Here is a 17559-nt window from a genome sequence, read left to right on the forward strand (position 1 = left end):
GTTTTGCGGTCCGCAAGGGTCTCGAACGTCCAGAGCGTCTTAGACAATGCCCAGGAAAATGGCGAGGGCGCGATTGACCGCGGAGATTTCTTCGGGGGAGAGGCGGCCGATCACGGGGCCGGTCTTCTCGCGCAGAACGGTCGCGGGCTTGTCGACCATCACGAGCGAGCGTTCGCGCAGACCATTCATCGACGATGGTTCGATCAAGACGCGGCATGGCTCGCTGTCGGTCAGGTAGCTCGTCAGCGGCAGCACGGCGACGGAATTCAGATGCAAGTATCTATTCGACTGGACGATCAAGGCTGGCCTGGGTTTCCCGTATTCGCCCCGCAGCGAAACAGTGACCAGCTCGCCATACATCATCGCCAGTCGCTGAAGTCGCCGAGTTCCAGCATTCCTTCCAGAACCCGGCGGCTTTCTTCGTCCTCATTGATGACGTCGATGGCCCGCGCCAGTTGCGCCTTGAACTCGGGCGTGTCGACATCCGGAACCCAGATGGTCACCGGCTTCAACCCCATCGCCTTCATCCTCTCGCGGTGGCGCCGCACGCGTTCGGCGCTGGCGCTGCGCGGCTTGGCTCTGCCCATCGTGGCCGCCCGCTTGCCCTTGGCGGGCTTGTCGGCCTTCTTATCCATCGCGGCCTCCGTCGGAAGCGTTACATGTAACGCAACATAGGACCCGCAGAAGACATCCGCAAGGCGAGAACGCCAGCCGAAAGCCTCGTCACTTCGCCCGCAGCACCTCGACGCCGGGCAGCGGCTTGCCTTCCATCCATTCGAGGAAGGCGCCGCCGGCAGTCGAGATATAGGTGAAATCGTCGGCCACGCCGGCGTGGTTCAGCGCCGCGACGGTGTCGCCGCCGCCGGCGACCGAGATCAGCTTGCCGGCCTTGGTGCGCCGGGCGGCGTGCTTGGCCGCTTCCACCGTGCCCTTGTCGAACGGCGTCAGCTCGAACGCGCCGACCGGGCCGTTCCAGACCAATGTTGCGGCGTCGTCGATCGCCGCATGGATGCGCTCGATCGAGCGCGGGCCGACGTCGAGGATCATCGCCTCGGCCGGGATGGCATCGAGTCCATAGGCGAAGGAGGGCGCATTGGCCTCGAAATGATACGCCACGGTGGCGTCGACCGGCAGGATGATCGCGCAATTGGCGGCCTCGGCCTTGTTCATGATCCGCAGCGCGGTCTCGGCCAGATCCTTTTCGCAAAGGGATTTACCGACCTTGACGCCCTGGGCGTGCAGGAAGGTGTTGGCCATGCCGCCGCCGATCACCAGCGCCTGCACCTTGGTGACGAGGTTTTCCAGGAGGTCGATCTTGCTCGACACCTTGGCGCCCCCGACGATCGCGATCACCGGCTTGGTCGGCGCTTCCAGCGCCTTGTTCAGCGCCACCAGCTCGGCCTGCATGGTGCGGCCCGCATAGGCCGGCAGCTTGTGGCCGAGGCCCTCGGTCGAGGCGTGGGCGCGATGCGCGGCCGAGAACGCGTCGTTGACCCAGATGTCGCCGAGCTCGGCGAGCTTGGCGACGAAGGCCGGATCGTTCTTTTCCTCTTCAGGATGGAACCGGGTGTTCTCTAGGCAGAGGATATCGCCGTCCTGCATCGCGGCGATCGCCTTCGCGGCGGGTTCGCCGACGCAGTCCTCGGCGAAAGCAACCGGCTTCTTGATCACCTGCGCCAGTGCAGCCGCGACAGGCTTCAACGAATTCTTGTCGTCGCGCCCCTTCGGCCGGCCGAAATGCGCCAGCAGGATCACCTTGCCGCCCTTGGCGGAAATCTCCGTGATGGTCGGTGCCACGCGGTCGAGCCGCGTGGTGTCGGTCACCTTGCCGGAATCCATCGGCACGTTGAGATCGACGCGCAGCAGCACGCGTTGGCCTTTGACATCGACGTCGTCGAGGGTGCGGAATGATTTGGTCATGATGAGCCCGATGCCTTGAAGCTCATCCTTCGAGACGCCTCGCTTCGCTCGGCTCCTCAGGATGAGGGGTTGCGCTCGCGGCGAGGAGAAACGCTCCTCGCGCCTATCGTCCTCATGGTGAGGAGCGGGCGGCAGCCCGCGTCTCGAACCATGAGTTCACGAGTACCAGATCGTCAGATCAGCTTGCTCATCGCGACAGCCGTGTCGGCCATGCGGTTCGAGAAGCCCCATTCGTTGTCGTACCACGACATCACCCGCACCAGCGTGCCGTTCTGCACCTTGGTCTGGTCCATGTGGAAGGTCGACGAATGCGGGTCGTGGTTGAAGTCGATCGAGACGTTGGGCGCGAAGGTGTAGCCGAGGATGCCCTTGAGCTCCTGATCGGCGGCGCGCTTCATCGCCTCGTTGATCTCTTCCTTGGTGGTGGCGCGCTTGGCGATGATCTTGAGGTCGACCACCGAGACGTTCGGGGTCGGCACGCGGATCGCGACGCCGTCGAGCTTGCCCTTCAGTTCGGGCAGCACCAGGCCGATCGCCTTGGCGGCGCCGGTCGAGGTCGGGATCATCGACATCGCGGCGGCGCGGCCGCGATACAGATCCTTGTGCATCGTATCCAGCGTCGGCTGGTCGCCGGTGTAGGCGTGGATCGTGGTCATGAAGCCGGTCTCGATGCCGACGGTGTCGTTCAGCACCTTGGCGACCGGGGCGAGGCAGTTCGTCGTGCACGAGCCGTTCGAGACGACCATGTGGTCTTTGGTCAGCGTCTCGTGGTTGACGCCATAGACAATGGTCGCATCGGCGCCATCCGACGGGGCCGAGACCAGCACTCGCTTGGCGCCCGCGGTCAGCAGCGCGGCGGCCTTGTCGCGCGCGGTGAAGATGCCGGTGCATTCCATCGCGATGTCGACGCCGACGTCGGCGTAGGGCAGCGCCGACGGGTCCTTGATCGCCGTGACCTTGATCTTGCCGCGGCCGATGTCGATGCTGTCGCCGTCGACCTTGACCTCGAACGGGAAGCGGCCGTGCACGGAGTCGAAGCGGAGCAGATGGGCGTTGGTCTCGACCGGACCGAGATCGTTGATCGCGACGACCTCGATGTCCTTACGGCCGGATTCGTAGATCGCCCGCAGAACATTGCGGCCGATACGGCCAAACCCATTGATCGCGACCCGGACTGCCATCCAAATTCTCCTCGCTGCTAGTGATTTTCAATTGTTGTGACGGGGGCGACCCCGTACTTGTGCGGTTTCATGCCCTGAATACCGAGCGGTTGCAATCCGCTCGATCATGATTCAGATCAAAGCCTTACTTGCCGCCGAGGCGGCTTGACGCAGCCTCCGCGACCGCCTCGGCGGTGATGCCGAAGTGCTTGTACAGATCTTTCGCCGGCGCGCTGGCGCCGAAGCTCGACATCCCGACGAAGCCGCCGTCCGGGCCGATCACCGCGTCCCAGCCGAACCGTACCGCGGCCTCGACCGCGACCTTGACCGGCGCGTCGCCGATGATCGCCTTGCGGGTCGCGTCGTCCTGCTGCAGCAAGAGATCGAGCGACGGCACCGACACCACGCGGGCGCTGATGCCCTTGTCGGCGAGCAACTTGTGCGCCGCGACCGCGATTTCGACCTCGGAGCCGGTGGCGAAGATGGTGACGCTGGCCTTGCCGTCGGCGGCGATCAGCTCATAGGCGCCCCGGGCGCAACGGTTGTCGTCGGATTTGCTGGTCCGCACCGGGGTGAGATTCTGCCGCGACAGCGCCAGCACGGTCGGGCCCTTGGTGTTCTCCAGAGCGAGCTGCCAGCATTCGGCGGTCTCGACCGGGTCGGCCGGGCGGAACACCCGCATGTTCGGCATCGCCCGCAAGCTGGCGAGGTGCTCGACCGGCTGATGGGTCGGGCCATCCTCGCCGAGCCCGATCGAGTCATGCGTCATGATGTACACCACCGGCACATGCGACAGCGCCGCGATCCGCATCGACGGGCGGGCGTAGTCGGCGAAGCACATGAAGGTGCCGCCGGCCGGCGCGAAGCCGCCATGCATCGCGATACCGTTCATCGCCGCCGCCATGCCCATCTCGCGGATGCCGTAATGGATGTAGCGGCCGGAGAAGTCGTCCGGGGTGACGTCCTTGGCGTGCTTGGTGCGGGTGTTGTTGGATGGCGTCAGATCCGCGGAGCCGAGCAGCATTTCCGGCACTACCTCGACGATCGCCTCCAGCGCCAGCTCGCTGGCCTTGCGGGTGGCGATGGTCTGCGGCTCGGCGACCAGCCTGTCCTTGAGCTTGCGGATCGCGCCGTCCAGCGCCGCCGGGCGCTTGCGGTCGATTACCCGGCGCTGGAATTCGGAGCGAAGCTCCTTGTCCATCTTGTCGAATTTCGCCTGCCACGCGCCATGCGCCTTGGCGCCCTTGCTGCCGACCGCGCGCCAGGCCTGCAGCACGTCGTCCGGAATTTCGAACGGGCCGTAGTCCCAGCCCAGCGCCTTCTTGGCGCCGGCCAGCTCTTCGGCGCCGAGCGGCTCGCCATGCGCCTTGGAGGTGCCGGCCCGGGTCGGCGCGCCGAAGCCGATCGTGGTCTTGCAGGCGATCATGGTCGGCCGGTCGGAGGCTTTCGCGGCCTTGATCGCCTCGGCGATCGCCTTGTGATCGTGGCCGTCGATCCGCATCGAATTCCAGCCATGCGCCTGGAAGCGCGCGACCTGGTCGACATTGTCGGTCAGCGTCAGCGGGCCGTCGATCGAGATGCCGTTGTCGTCGTAGAGGAAGATCAGCTTCGACAGCTTCAGATGACCGGCCAGCGCGATCGCCTCGTGGCTGACGCCTTCCATCAGATCGCCGTCCGAGCACAGCACGTAGGTATAGTGATCGACGATCTCGCCGAACTCCGCGGCCAGCAGCCGCTCCGCCAGCGCGGTGCCGACCGAGGACGCGACGCCCTGGCCGAGCGGGCCGGTGGTGGTCTCGACGGAATCGGTGATGCAGTTTTCCGGATGGCCGGGCGTCCGGGAGTCGAGCTGGCGGAACGCCTTGATCTGGTCGAGCGTCAGCTCGGAATTGCCGGTGAGGTACAGCAGCGCATAGAGCAGCATCGAGCCGTGGCCGGCGGAGAGGATGAAGCGGTCGCGATCCGGCCAGTGCGCATCGGCGGCGTCGAATTTCAGGAAGTCGGTGAACAGCACCGTGGCGACATCGGCGGCGCCCATCGGCAGGCCGGGGTGACCGGACTTGGCCTTCTCCACCGCGTCCATCGCCAGTGCCCGGATTGCGTTCGCCATACGGGAATGATCGACCTGTGCCATGTGTAACCGCCTGAAATCGTGTTGTTGCCTGCACTTCGCTGGGAGCGGAGCGTGCCGTGCCGGTGTGGCATGGTCATGAACAGATGGGGGCCGGGAGCCCGGAAGCCAATTCGGCATAGCACCCGATACCATCGAGTCCAAGGTCGCGGCCTCAGCCGGCGGCATTGGGACGCGCTTTGTGGTGCATAGCTGAGCAGCGGCGTTGCGCTCGGCTCTCTTGCCACGTAAATTTCGCGCTCTAAAGGCTTGTCTGACCGTGGTTTTATTTGGACGCCCGAAGCTGCGAGGGTCTTGCGACACATCATGACCGATCGTCCCGTCCCCGGTTCCATCAGCGCCGATCAGGCTCCGACCGAGATCGTCGCGGCGGCGCGTCGTCTTGCGGCGGCGCTCGAGGCGCTGGAGAGCGCGGTGGAACGTCGCGCCGAGGCCGATCGCGACGAGGACGAGCTGGCGTCGCGGATTCAGGCGCTCGGCGCCGACCGCTCGCGCCTCGCCGACGAACTCGACGGGTCGCTGGTGCGCACCCGCAAGCTGGAGCGCACCAATCGCGAGATCGCGCAGCGGCTCGACGCCGCGATCGGCACCATCCGCGCCGTGCTCGACACCGAGCCGGCCGACGAGGAGGAGCCGTCATGAATCCGAAGGACGCGGCCGCCTCCGCCAATCATGTCGGCGTCACCATCAACGGCCGGCAATATCGCATGGCCTGCGAGCCGGGGCAGGAGCCGCAACTGCTCGGCCTCGCCGACAATCTCGAAAGCCGGATCCAGAGCCTGCGCGGCCGCTTCGGCGAGATCGGCGACGCGCGGCTGACGGTGATGGCCGCGCTGATGATGGCCGACGAGTTGCTCGACGCGCACAGCCGCCTCGCCGCGCTCGAGCAGGAAGTCGAGGCGCTACGCGAGGACCGCAGCCAGTCGGTCGACCGCACCGTGACGACGAACCGCGCCGTCGCCGCTGCGCTCAACTCGGCCGCCGAGCGCATCGAACGCACCACGCAAGTCCTGAACCGCACCATCGGCGGCGGCATCGCGATCGGGTAGTTCGCGTTCTCGACCCGACACTCAACTACGTCATTCCGGGGCACGCGCACAGCGCGTGAACCCGGAATCCCGAGGTTCAGAGCACATCGAGATTCCGGGTTCGCGAGCTCCGCTCGCGCCCCGGAATGACATGATCAACGACACAACATTCGAGAGCCGCAGCCTTCACCTCTCCCCGCAAGCGGGGCGAGGGTCGAAGCGCGCGCCTCCAAATTACTTCCGCAGCACCGCCACCAGCTCGACATGCGGCGTGTACTTGAACTGATCGACCGGGGTCAGCTTCTCCAGCCGATAGCCGCCGTCGATCAGGAGCTTCGCGTCGCGCGCGAAGGTCTGCGCGTTGCACGACACCGCGATGATCAGCGGCACGCGGCTGGCGGCGAGTTGGGCGGCCTGGGCCTGCGCGCCCTGGCGCGGCGGGTCGAACAGCACGGCGTCGAAATCGAGCAGCTCCGGCGGCGCCAGCGGCCGGCGGAACAGGTCGCGCGGCTCCGCCTTGATCGGCTTCAGCCCGGACGTCGCCTGCGCGGCCTTCTGCAGCGCGGCCACCGCCGGCGCGTCGCTGTCATAGGCGATCACCCGCGCCTTGGTCGCGAGCCGCAGCGCGAACGGACCGACGCCGCAGAACAAATCGGCGATGAGCTTGGCGCGCTTGATCTCGGAGAGCGCCAGCTCCGCCAGCGTCTGTTCGCCGAGCGCGGTGGCCTGCAGGAATGCGCCCGGCGGCAGTGTCACCCGCGCGCTGCCGATCGCGATCGTCGGCGGCGTCCGCATCAGCACCAGCTCGCCGTGCCGCGTCAGCCGCGCCAGCCTGTGTTTTTCAGCGAGCAGCGACAATGCGCCGATCATCTTCGGCGGCAGCGGACCGGAGCCGCGGACGTCGACGTCGAGCCCGTTCTCGGCGGCGGTGACCTGGATGTCGAGCGGCTTGCCGATCAGGGTCAGCGCTTCCGCCAGCGCCCACGCCGCCTCGATCGCGCCATCCAGCGCCGGGTCGAGGATCGGGCAATGATCGATCGCGATCACGTCGTGGCTCGCGGCGGCGCTGAAGCCGACCTTCAGCACGTCGTGGGTGCCCTTGCGGGCGTGCAGCGTGATGCGGCGGCGGCCGGCGCCATGGGCGTCGATCAGCGGCGCGACGGCGCAGTCGATCCCTGCCTGCGCCAGCGTCTCGACCACGAGGTCGCGCTTCCAGGCCTGATACGCATCGCTCTGCCAGTGCTGGATCGCGCAGCCGCCGCAAACCCCGAAATGCGGGCAGAACGGCTCGATCCGCTGCGGGCTCGCGGTCTCGACGCGGAGCAATTTGCGGCGGTCGGGATGGCCGGCGACCGGCTCGGTCTCGACCGTCTCGCCGGCGAGCGCATAGGGCACATACACCGCGCCGCCGCCAGCGTGGCTGACGCCGTCGCCGCGGTGGCCGACGTGATCGATTGCGAGGGTTTCGGTCATGTCGACTCGATAGGCCTCGCGCGCCGGGGCGTAAAGCCGGAACTGATCAGCCCGGCGCCACGGCCGGCTGCGGCGCGCGCGTCAGCAGATGGAATCGCGCCACCAGCAGCGCCGCATAGACCGCAAGCCCGATCGCGAGGCCGATCCAGACGCCGAACGGGCCGAAGCCGCCGGGGAAGCCGAGCAGATAGCTGAACGGAAAGCCGATCACCCAGAACCCCAGCACGGCGAACAGCAGCGGGATCCGCGTATCGCTCTTGCCGCGCAGCGCGCCGTTGGCGACCACCTGCAGGCCGTCGGCGATGAAGAAGCTGGCGCCGACCAGCAGCAGCGACGCGGTGAGCTGCGCGGTCTCCACAGCGGTGGCGGAGTCGCCGAGAAAGATCTGCGGAATCTCGTGCCGTGTCAGCGCCACCAGCAGCGTCATCAAGGCCATGAAGACGAATCCGAGTCCGATCGCCGTGAAGCCGGCGCGGCGCGCGCCGGCCGGATCGTGGCGGCCGATCGCATGGCCGACGCGCACGGTGGCGGCGAGCGAGATGCCGAGCGGCACCATGAACATGATCGCCGCGATCTGCAGGGCGATCTGATGTGCCGCGAGCGCGGTGGTGCCGATCTGGCCCATCAGCAGTGCGGCGGCGCCGAACACGCCGTATTCGAGCACGGAGGCGCCGGAGATCGGCAGGCCGAGCGCGAGCAGCCGCCTCATCAGCGGGCCGTCGAACCGCGCCAGTTCGCCGAACACCTGATACTTGCGGAAAGGCTGCAGCGTCACGCAGGCCACCGCCGCGGCGATGCTCATCGCGATCGAGATGATGCTGGTGGCGAGGCCGGCGCCGAAAATGCCGAGCTGCGGCAGCCCGAATGCGCCGTGGATCAGCGCATAGGCCAGCACGCCGTTCAGCGGCACCGCGGCGAACATGATCCACAGCGCCGGCTCCGGCCGGTTGACCGCGCCCATGAAGCTGCGCAGCGCGATGAAGATCCAGCCCGGCACCAGCGACCACGCCAGCCCGTGCAGATAGCGCCCGGCGAGTTGCGCCACCTGCGGCTCCTGGCCGGCGGCGAGCAGCAATTCCTCGCCCCAGAACTGGCTCAGCGTCAGCGGGATGCCTGCGATCACCGCCGCCCACAGCCCGACCCGCAGCGACGCGCGGACCTGCCGCGGCGCGCGCGCCCCATAGGCCTGCGCCGCCAGCGGAGCCACCGCCGAGACGAGGCCGATGCCGAGCATGAAGGCGATGAACAGCACCGTATGGGCGAGCGCCGCCGCGGCCACGGCGGAATCGCCGAGCCGGCCGATCAGCGCGAGGTCGGTCGTCATCATCGCGATCTGGCCGAGCTGCGTCAGCGCCATCGGCACCGCCAGCCACAGCGTCTCGACGATTTCAGTCCGCCACGCAGGCGATTGCGCCGGCGCGCGGGCGCCGGCGGCGAGAGGCAAATCCGAGGAGGTCATGGCGCGCACAATAGCCGAACTTGCGGCTGCAGTGTGACCGTCGGATTGCAGTATGTGAAAATCCGAAATTCAACCTCTGCGTGCACCGAGGAAGAACTCGGCGTTGCCGTCGCCGCCGGCGATCGATGATGCGAACACGACGATATCGGTGCATCCGAGCGAGGCGGCGAACGCGGTGACGTCGTCGATCACGGCGCGATGCGCTTTGGCGTCGCGGACGATGCCGTGTTTCGACGGCACCTCGAATTGCGGCTTGATCAGCGCCAAGAGAGTCATCGGCGCGGCCGCCAGCGACAGCGCGGCCGGCAGCACCAGTTTCAGCGAGATGAAGCTGGCGTCGATCACCACCACGTCGGGCCGCTGCGGCAGCCGCTTGCCCTCCAGGCTGCGGATGTCGGTTTCCTCCATCGAGACGATCTTCGGATGGCCGCGCAGCGACGGATGTAGCTGATCGCGGCCGACATCGACCGCGAACACCAGCGCCGCGCCTTCGGCGAGCAGCACCTCGGTGAAGCCGCCGGTGGAAGACCCGACGTCGAGGCAGACATGGTCCTCGATGGCGATCGGATAGCGCTCCAGCGCGCCGGCGAGCTTGACGCCGCCGCGCGACACCCAGGGATGCGCCGGCTGCGCGTCGAGCGCGGCGTCGCGCGGGATCTGTTCGGACACTTTCGTCACCGGCTTGCCGTCGGCGAACACCAGCCCGGCCTCGATCGCCGCCTGCGCGCGCGCCCGGCTCTCGAACAGCCCGCGCTCGACCAGCACGACGTCGGCGCGTTTGCGGGGCGATGAATCGGTCGGCTTGGCCATGCTCAGCCCGATGGGAACGTCATCGCCGATCTCCAGAGCGTCGGGTGCAGGACATCGGCAGCGACGAGGTGGATCTTCATGATCCGTCAGAGCGTTGAGTACAACTCTCCCCGCGCGTGGCGGCGATTCGCACCTGAAAGTTAGCGGTCGCCGCGAACATCACCCTCCCCCTCCAGGGGAGGGTGAAGAGGGTCGGAAGCGTCGCGGCGAGCTTACGCCAGCTTCACTGTCTCGGTCGCGACGTCCTTGCCGAGCGCCTCGAACACCTTCTTGACGATCGCCTTGGCGTCGAGGCCGGCGGCGGCGTACATCGCGGCCGGGGTGTCGTGGTCGAGGAACACGTCGGGCAGCACCATCGCCCGCATCTTGACCTCGCCGTCGAGCTTGCCGTGCTCGGCCAGCGTCTGCATCACGTGGCTGCCGAAGCCGCCGATCGAGCCTTCCTCGATGGTGATCAGGATCTCGTGCTCGTTGGCGAGCTTGAGCACCAGATCGACGTCGAGAGGCTTCATGAAGCGCGCGTCCGCGACGGTGGTGGAGAGGCCGAGCGTCGCCAGCTCCTCGGCGGCCTTCTCGCATTCGGCGAGCCTGGTGCCGAACGACAGCAACGCCACCTTGTTGCCCTGGCGGACGATGCGGCCCTTGCCGATTTCCAGCGGCACGCCGACATCCGGCATCTCGACGCCGCGGCCTTCGCCGCGCGGATAGCGCACCGCGCTCGGCCGGTCGTTGATCGCGACTTGCGTCGCCACCATGTGCACCAGCTCGGCCTCGTCGGAGGCCGCCATGATCACGAAGTTCGGCAGGCAGCCGAGATAAGCGTTGTCGAACGAGCCCGCATGGGTGGCGCCGTCGGCGCCGACCAGGCCGGCGCGGTCGATCGCGAAGCGCACCGGCAGGCTCTGGATCGCGACATCGTGGACGATCTGGTCGTAGCCGCGCTGCAGGAAGGTCGAGTAGATCGCGCAGAACGGCTTGAAGCCCTCGGTGGCGAGGCCGGCCGCGAAGGTCACCGCGTGCTGCTCGGCGATACCGACGTCGAAGGTGCGATCCGGGAACGACTTCTCGAAGATGTCGATGCCGGTGCCCGACGGCATCGCCGCGGTGATGCCGACGATCTTGTCGTCCTTGGCGGCTTCCTTGACCAGACTCTGGCCGAACACGTTCTGATACGACGGCGCGTTCGACTTGGCCTTGGCCTGGGTGCCGGTGGCGATGTCGAACTTGACCACCGCGTGATATTTGTCGGACGCGGCTTCCGCCGGGGCGTAGCCCTTGCCCTTTTGCGTGACGACATGGATCAGGAACGGGCCGGTCTCGGCGTCGCGGACGTTCTGCAGGATCGGCAGCAGGTGGTCGAGGTTGTGGCCGTCGATCGGGCCGACATAATAGAAGCCGAGTTCCTCGAACAGCGTGCCGCCGCCCATCATGAAGCCGCGGGAATATTCCTCGGCGCGGGCGGCGCGATCGGCGATCAGCTTCGGCAGATGCTTGCCGATCTGCTTGCCGGCCTCGCGCAGCGAGCGGTAGGTCTTGCCCGAATACAGCCGCGACAGGTAGGCCGACATCGCGCCGACCGGCGGGGCGATCGACATGTTGTTGTCATTGAGAATGACGATAAGACGGGAATTCATCGCGCCGGCGTTGTTCATGGCCTCGTAGGCCATGCCGGCCGAGATCGAGCCGTCGCCGATCACCGCGATGACGTTGTTGTTGGCGCCGGCGAGGTCGCGCGCCACCGCCATGCCGAGGCCGGCGGAAATCGAGGTCGAGGAATGCGCAGCGCCGAACGGATCGTAGTCGCTCTCGGTGCGCTTGGTGAAGCCGGACAGGCCGCCGGCGGTGCGCAGCGTGCGGATGCGGTCGCGGCGGCCGGTCAGGATCTTGTGCGGATAGGCCTGGTGGCCGACGTCCCAGATCAGGCGGTCGCGCGGGGTATCGAAGACATAATGGATGGCGGTGGTCAGTTCGACGACGCCGAGGCCGGCGCCGAAATGGCCGCCCGTGACCGAGACCGCGTCGATGGTTTCCTGCCGCAATTCGTCGGCAACCTGCTGGACCTGATCGACCCGCAACCTGCGCAGATCTTCCGGCGTGCGGATGGTGTCGAGAAGCGGAGTTTTACTCAAATCGGTCACGGCGATCTTCCAGTCTTGACTATGGGGGTGGTGAGGCCCGCGACGAATGGTCCGAACTTGTCCAATTCACGGGAGCCCACCTGGCTTCCGCCTCCTTGGTCAGGAGAAAATCAACGATCGAAGCGTAAGGTGCGCCTCGTTCAGTCGAAGTGATCTGGATCACTTTATTGCGGCAGCACACGTCCACCGAACCTGACACTGCCATCTGGCATTTGTGTCAGGCGCGGCACATAAGTTCATACCTTTACACAAAGCTGAATTCAAAGCCAACCATCGGCCGCCTAGCGCCTAGCCAGCCTGCGTAAACTTTCGGCCAATAAGGTTGATCCACGACTTTCCGGAACGGGCTGTGGCTTGCCGGTCACGGTCTCGAGATCGCAAATTGGGCACCTCAGTCTCAGGTAAGGTAACGCCCGCGAAGCTGTCGGTTTCCTGAACGGCGGGCGGGAACCTGATATGCGCCGCCGTCCGCCCGATCCGGGCCCGCATTCGCCCGAAAAGTCTACTGGACGTCGAGCGGCTCGGTTCCGACCGGCTGGCCCTGGGCGTCGGTGGTGATCTTGTCGACGCGGGCTTCGGCCTGGCGCAGCAGTTCTTCGCAGCGGCGCTTCAGCGCCTCGCCGCGCTCGTAGATCGCGACCGACTCTTCGAGCGGAACCTTGCCGTCCTCGAGCCGCTTGACGATGGTTTCGAGTTCCTCCATCGCGCGCTCGAAGCTCAGCTTTCTGACATCGGCGGGGGCGGCGTCGGCCATCGGCGGCTCCTGGATGCGCCGCGGCGCGGCCGGCGGCTTGTTGTTGTTGTGGGGCGTTGAGGCGGAGGCGCCGCTCAGGCGCCCATCAGGGCGCCGACATGGGCGGCGACCGATTCACTCAGGCCCTGCAAGTCATAGCCGCCCTCGAGCACCGAGACAATCCGGCCGCCCGCGGTCTTGTCGGCGACGTCCATCAGCTTCTGCGTCACCCAGGCGAAGTCCTCCGCCTTGAGATTGAGGCTCGCCAGCGGATCTCGGTAGTGCGCGTCGAAGCCGGCCGAGATCACGATCAGTTCCGGTGCGAAGCGCGTGAGCTGCGGCAGGATCACGGTCTCGAACGCGAAGCGGAATTCCTTGCCGCCGTCTTCCGAGGCCAGCGGCGCGTTGACGATGTTGTCGTGCTCGCCGCGCTCGCCGGCCGAGCCGGTGCCGGGAAACAGCGGCATCTGATGCGTCGAGCAGTACATCACGGTGCGGTCGCCCCAGAAGATGTCCTGCGTGCCGTTGCCGTGGTGGACGTCGAAATCCACCACCGCGGCGCGCTCGATGCCGTATTTGCGTTGCGCATAGCGCGCCGCGATCGCGGCGTTGCCGAAGAAGCAGAAGCCCATCGGCTTGGTGACTTCGGCGTGGTGGCCCGGCGGCCTGGTCGCGACGAAGGCGTTCGCGGCCGAGCCCTTCATCACCGCGTCGACCGCCGAGACCGCGCCGCCGACGCCGCGCAACGCGGCTTCGAACGTGCCCGGCGACATCGAGGTGTCGCCGTCGACATAGACGATGCCGGTCGACGGCGCCATGTGGCGCATCTCGACGATGTGGTGATCGGTGTGGCACAGCGCGATGTGCTCGAGCGAGCCGATCGGCGCCTCGCCGCGCGACAGCATCGAAAACCGCTCCGCGGTCAGCGCCTCGTTGACGGCGATCAGCCGCTCGGCGCGTTCGGGATGCCCTTCCGGCGTGTGATGCTCGAGACACGCGGAATGGGTCAGAAAGAGCGTGGTCATGCGGGGAGCGCCTGAAACGTCCGATGCGTGATGATGACAATAACTTCAGATCAACCTAGTTATCCGCCGCCTGTCGCGAAAGGGCAGCTTAAGGCTTAGAGCATCTTTCGGCAAAGTGGAAACCGCCCCGGCGAAAGAAAATGCCGCATGATCAGCACGCGTGCGGTGGCGATCCGTTCACCACGTTTGCGTGATACGCGCGCGGCCGCTCAGTTCACGCGCGAGATCCGATCCAGCGGCGCCGGCGCGATCGGGCTGTGCGCCCGGAAATAGCCGAACAGGGCGTCGACGTCGTAGACGCCGGTCAGGCGGTCGGCGCCCTGCGTGAACGGCGTGAAGCCGTCGCCGCCGGCGGCCAGATAGGCGTTGACCGTGACGCGGTAGCTGCGTTCGGCGGCGATCGGCTTGCCGTGCAGCAGCGTCCGACCCGCCACGATGCGCGCGCCGGGTGCGGCGGTATTGTCCCACGCATAGCTGAAGCCGCGCGACACCTGCAGGATGCGCGGCCGCGCCGGATCCTGCCATTGCAGCTCCAGCGCCGCCATGATCTGCGCGCCGGTCAGCGTCATCGTCACGAGCTGATTGCGGAACGGCTGCGCCGCAAACACGTCGCCGAACGTCACCTTTCCATCTTCCGCGGCGTTGATATCGGCGCGCAAGCCGCCCGGATTGGTGATCGCGATCTCGGCGCCGCCGGTCTCGCGATCGCGCGTGGCGGCGAGATGGGCGTCGGCGACCAGATCGCCGAGCGCGCTTTCGCCGGCCGCATTCGGCATCCGCGACAGCGATGCGGTGACGCGGCCGGCCGGCCGCGCCGCGATCGGTCCGGCGAGCCGGTCGTAGCTGTCGATCAGCGCGGTCTGCGCCGGGTCCTTCGCCAGCTTTTCGGTACTGACGATGACATTGTCCGCTTTGGCGCTGACGACGTCGCGCGTGGTCGGATCGAGCACGAGGTCGATCGCGGTGACCAGCGTGCCGTATTTGTCGCCGCTGGTGACGAGCCGGCCGTCGATCGTGCAGGTGTAGGCGCGGTGGGTGTGGCCGCTGATCACCAGGTCGACCGCCTTGTCGAATTTCCTGACGATCTCGACGATCGGCCCGGAGATTCCCGGACAGTCGTTGATGCCGCCGCTCGGAAAGCCGCCCTCGTGAATCAGCACCACGATCGCCTCGATGCCGCGCGCCTTCAGTTCGGCGACCTGTTCGTTGACGGTCTCGGCCTCGTCCCTGAACTGCAGCCCGGCGACGCCCGGCGGCGACACCATGGTCGGCGTCGTCTTCAGCGTCAGGCCGATGAAGCCGACCGGGATGCCGCCGAAGTCACGCACTGCGGTCGCCGGCAGCAGGGGCTTGCCGGTCGCGGTATCTACGGTGGAGGCGGCGAGATACTGGAATTTCGCCCCGGTAAACGGATGCGGGCCGAGGCAGCCGTCGACCGGGTGGCAGCCGCCGTGCTGCATCCGCATGAGCTCGGTCCGGCCCTCGTCGAATTCGTGATTGCCGACCGCTGATAGCGCCAGCCCCATCAGCGACATCGATTCGATCGTCGGCTCGTCGTGAAACATCGCCGACAAAAACGGGCTGGCGCCGATCAGATCGCCGGCGGCGACGAAGATGCTGTTGGGGTGTCCGGCGCGCAACTGCCTCACCAGCGTGGCCATGTGTTCGGCGCCGCCGGCCGGCACGCTGATCTTCTTCTCCGGATCGGACGGGTCGGGCAGCGCCAGGCCGCCCGGCGGCGGCTGCAGATAGCCGTGGAAATCATTGATCGCGAGAATCCGCAGCTCGACCGGCGTCGCCGCATCGTCGGCGCGGAGCGCGGTCGAGGCGAGCGCCAGCGCCAACACGGGCGCGAGCAGGGCGAGGCGACGTTTCAAATAGGTCATTATGTGTCCGGTGTGCTACGCTTCGCGCGGGCATCGCTCAGGCGGAGCGCGCTGGCAACCGGTTTGTTGCCCGTCGGCGCCGTCCATCGGCGCGGCCAAGCGCCGCTGCCGGGTGTTTACGCGGCGACGATTGAGGAATCGCAAACCGCCGATGCGGGCGTCGTGATCACCTGTCCGCGTCGCGCCGGTCGGCGCATTGTCTCTACAGGTGTCGCATGCGCTCGAAACCGGTCACGCTCCTCCTCGCCACGCTCCTGCTCGCCGCCCTCGGCCCCGCCGCCGCGCAGCAGCCCCAGCCGCCGGCGCCGCAGCAGGCCGACGCCATCAAGCCCGGCAATTCGCGCCTCGCCGATCTGATGGAAGCCGCGCAAACGCGGCATATCAAGCTGTGGTTCGCCGGCATCACGGGAAACTGGAAACTCGCCGGCTACCAGACCCGCCAGATCAAGACCCGGCTGCAGGACGCCGCCTCGCTGTATCAGAGCCTGCCGGTCGACGACGTCACCACCATGGCCAAACCGATCGCCGCGCTCAGCGCAGCGATCGCCGCCGAAGACAGCAAGGCCTTCGTGAAAGCCTATGGCGACCTGACAGCCGGCTGCAATTCCTGCCACCGCGAGCTGAAGATCGGCTTCATCGAACTGAAGGCCCCCGCGGCGAACCCGTTCAGCGATCAGGTGTTTGGGGCGGGGAAGAGGAAGTAGTTAGGGCAAGGGGGGCACAGAACATCGACGCCCCTCGTTCGTCATGGCCGGGCTCGTCCCGGCCATCCACGTCTTGCCACGCCGATGCGCTTGGCTCACCACAGGCACGACCTCATGGTGAGGAGGCGCGAAGCGCCGTCTCGAACCATGCGCCGCAGGCCCTGCGTCGCCCATCCTTCGAGACGCCCGGCTTCGCCGGGCTCCTCAGGATGAGGAGTCAGCGCGATTGGCAAGGGCCGTATCCGTTTCAATCAATCGATGAAGCGCTCGAATCGTCCCAGCGCCTCCTACCCTTTCTTCCTCTGAAAAAACCGCGTGAACGCGCTTACCGCTTCCTGCGATTTCATCCGCTCGCCGAACAGTTTGCTCTCCTGATCGATCCGCGCGATCAAATCGTCCGGTGATGGTTTGATTAGCTTGCGCGAGATCGCCACGGCTTCGGCCGGCAGCGCGCAGATGTCGCGGGCGGCTTTCATGGCTTCCTCTTCGGTGTGGCCGGGCGCCACCACGGCGTTGACGAAGCCGGCGTCGCGGGCCTCGTCGGCGGAGAGTTTGCGGCCCATCACCAGCATGGCGAAGGCGCGGTGATGGCCCATGGCGCGCGGCGCCAGCAGGCTGGAGGCGCCCTCCGGCACCAGGCCGAGCTGGATGAACGGCGTCGAGAACACCGCCGAGGTCGAGGCCAGCACGTAGTCGCAGTGAAACAGCAGCGTGGTGCCGATGCCGATCGCCAGCCCGTCGACCGCGGCGATCAGCGGCTTGGTATTTCGCGCGAGCGCGTAGAGAAAATCCGTCGCCGCGGTGACGCGCGGCGCGCCGCTCGCATCGGTGCCGGCCTTGAGGAAATCCTCGAGGTCGTTGCCGGCGGTGAACACGCCGGAGCCGCCGGTGATGATCAGGCAGCGGATGTTCGGATCGTTCTGCGCGGTGTCGATCGCCGCGGTCATCGCCCGATACATGTCCTGCGTCAGCGCGTTCTTCTTTTCCGGCCGGCGCATGGTGATCACGCGCACGGCGTCTTCATCGCTGACGATCAGATAGTCCGACATGGCATTTCCCCCAAAGGTCCGCAATTGTGGCGCGGTTGTCGTG

Annotated in this window: 16 protein-coding genes; 3 read left to right on the top strand and 13 right to left on the bottom strand. The window is 66.9% G+C overall.

Annotated elements, in window-relative coordinates; genetic code table 11:
• Window positions 1–39 precede the first annotated feature (39 nt).
• From SR870_RS21720 to tkt, 5 genes are all read right to left on the bottom strand, one after another.
• Window positions 40–363: a type II toxin-antitoxin system PemK/MazF family toxin gene (locus tag SR870_RS21720; protein WP_011443336.1), complete on the bottom strand. Its 324-nt coding sequence runs from the start codon at window positions 361–363 to the stop codon at window positions 40–42.
• On the bottom strand, window positions 360–635 hold the full coding sequence (locus tag SR870_RS21725) for an antitoxin MazE family protein (RefSeq protein ID WP_322515569.1): 276 nt from the start codon (window positions 633–635) through the stop codon (window positions 360–362). The genes SR870_RS21720 and SR870_RS21725 overlap by 4 nt, the downstream gene beginning before the upstream one ends.
• An 88-nt stretch (window positions 636–723) precedes the next feature.
• Window positions 724–1920, bottom strand: a complete 1197-nt coding sequence (locus tag SR870_RS21730; RefSeq protein ID WP_322515570.1) for a phosphoglycerate kinase — start codon at window positions 1918–1920, stop codon at window positions 724–726.
• A gap of 173 nt (window positions 1921–2093) precedes the next feature.
• A complete protein-coding gene (gap, locus tag SR870_RS21735; protein WP_322515571.1) occupies window positions 2094–3101 on the bottom strand; it encodes a type I glyceraldehyde-3-phosphate dehydrogenase in 1008 nt (335 codons plus the stop codon).
• A 124-nt stretch (window positions 3102–3225) separates the two neighbouring features.
• Window positions 3226–5331: a transketolase gene (gene tkt / locus SR870_RS21740; RefSeq protein WP_416221104.1), complete on the bottom strand. Its 2106-nt coding sequence runs from the start codon at window positions 5329–5331 to the stop codon at window positions 3226–3228.
• 186 nt (window positions 5332–5517) lie between these two features.
• Here tkt and SR870_RS21745 point away from each other — a divergent pair, with 186 nt between their 5' ends.
• Together SR870_RS21745 and SR870_RS21750 are read left to right on the top strand one after the other, a co-directional pair.
• Window positions 5518–5853, top strand: coding sequence for a DUF4164 domain-containing protein (locus SR870_RS21745; protein ID WP_322515573.1), 336 nt, complete (start codon window positions 5518–5520; stop codon window positions 5851–5853).
• Window positions 5850–6260: a cell division protein ZapA gene (locus SR870_RS21750; RefSeq protein ID WP_322515574.1), complete on the top strand. Its 411-nt coding sequence runs from the start codon at window positions 5850–5852 to the stop codon at window positions 6258–6260. Before SR870_RS21745 ends, SR870_RS21750 begins: the two co-directional genes overlap by 4 nt.
• A 213-nt stretch (window positions 6261–6473) precedes the next feature.
• Here the strand turns inward: SR870_RS21750 and SR870_RS21755 are convergent, their stop codons facing one another.
• The 7 genes from SR870_RS21755 to SR870_RS21785 all read right to left on the bottom strand — a co-directional run bounded on the left by SR870_RS21755 (window position 6474) and on the right by SR870_RS21785 (window position 15763).
• The gene (locus SR870_RS21755) at window positions 6474–7712 is read right to left on the bottom strand and encodes an RNA methyltransferase (protein WP_322515575.1); all 1239 of its coding nucleotides are present in this window, start codon (window positions 7710–7712) and stop codon (window positions 6474–6476) included.
• A 46-nt stretch (window positions 7713–7758) separates the two neighbouring features.
• Window positions 7759–9171 carry an MATE family efflux transporter gene (locus SR870_RS21760; RefSeq protein WP_322515576.1) on the bottom strand — a complete coding sequence of 471 codons (1413 nt, stop codon included), beginning with the start codon at window positions 9169–9171 and terminating at the stop codon, window positions 7759–7761.
• Between the two features lie 69 nt (window positions 9172–9240).
• A complete protein-coding gene (locus SR870_RS21765; RefSeq protein WP_322515577.1) occupies window positions 9241–9981 on the bottom strand; it encodes a TlyA family RNA methyltransferase in 741 nt (246 codons plus the stop codon).
• A gap of 212 nt (window positions 9982–10193) precedes the next feature.
• On the bottom strand, window positions 10194–12110 hold the full coding sequence (dxs, locus tag SR870_RS21770; protein ID WP_322518345.1) for a 1-deoxy-D-xylulose-5-phosphate synthase: 1917 nt from the start codon (window positions 12108–12110) through the stop codon (window positions 10194–10196).
• Window positions 12111–12621: 511 nt separating this feature from the next.
• Entirely contained in the window at window positions 12622–12873 is a 252-nt protein-coding gene (locus SR870_RS21775) for an exodeoxyribonuclease VII small subunit (RefSeq protein ID WP_322515578.1), read from the bottom strand.
• A gap of 74 nt (window positions 12874–12947) precedes the next feature.
• Complete coding sequence (locus SR870_RS21780) at window positions 12948–13877, bottom strand: histone deacetylase family protein (protein ID WP_322515579.1); 930 nt, start codon at window positions 13875–13877, stop codon at window positions 12948–12950.
• A gap of 209 nt (window positions 13878–14086) precedes the next feature.
• Entirely contained in the window at window positions 14087–15763 is a 1677-nt protein-coding gene (locus tag SR870_RS21785) for a bifunctional metallophosphatase/5'-nucleotidase (protein WP_322515580.1), read from the bottom strand.
• A 215-nt stretch (window positions 15764–15978) separates the two neighbouring features.
• Here SR870_RS21785 and SR870_RS21790 point away from each other — a divergent pair, with 215 nt between their 5' ends.
• The gene (locus SR870_RS21790; RefSeq protein ID WP_322515581.1) at window positions 15979–16467 is read left to right on the top strand and encodes a hypothetical protein; all 489 of its coding nucleotides are present in this window, start codon (window positions 15979–15981) and stop codon (window positions 16465–16467) included.
• Window positions 16468–16754: 287 nt separating this feature from the next.
• Here SR870_RS21790 and SR870_RS21795 read toward each other — a convergent pair whose 3' ends face one another.
• The gene (locus tag SR870_RS21795; RefSeq protein ID WP_322515582.1) at window positions 16755–17516 is read right to left on the bottom strand and encodes a crotonase/enoyl-CoA hydratase family protein; all 762 of its coding nucleotides are present in this window, start codon (window positions 17514–17516) and stop codon (window positions 16755–16757) included.
• Between the last annotated feature and the right edge of the window lie 43 nt (window positions 17517–17559).

The sequence above is a fragment of the Rhodopseudomonas palustris genome, assembly GCF_034479375.1.
Classification (GTDB): Bacteria; Pseudomonadota; Alphaproteobacteria; order Rhizobiales; family Xanthobacteraceae; genus Rhodopseudomonas; species Rhodopseudomonas palustris_M.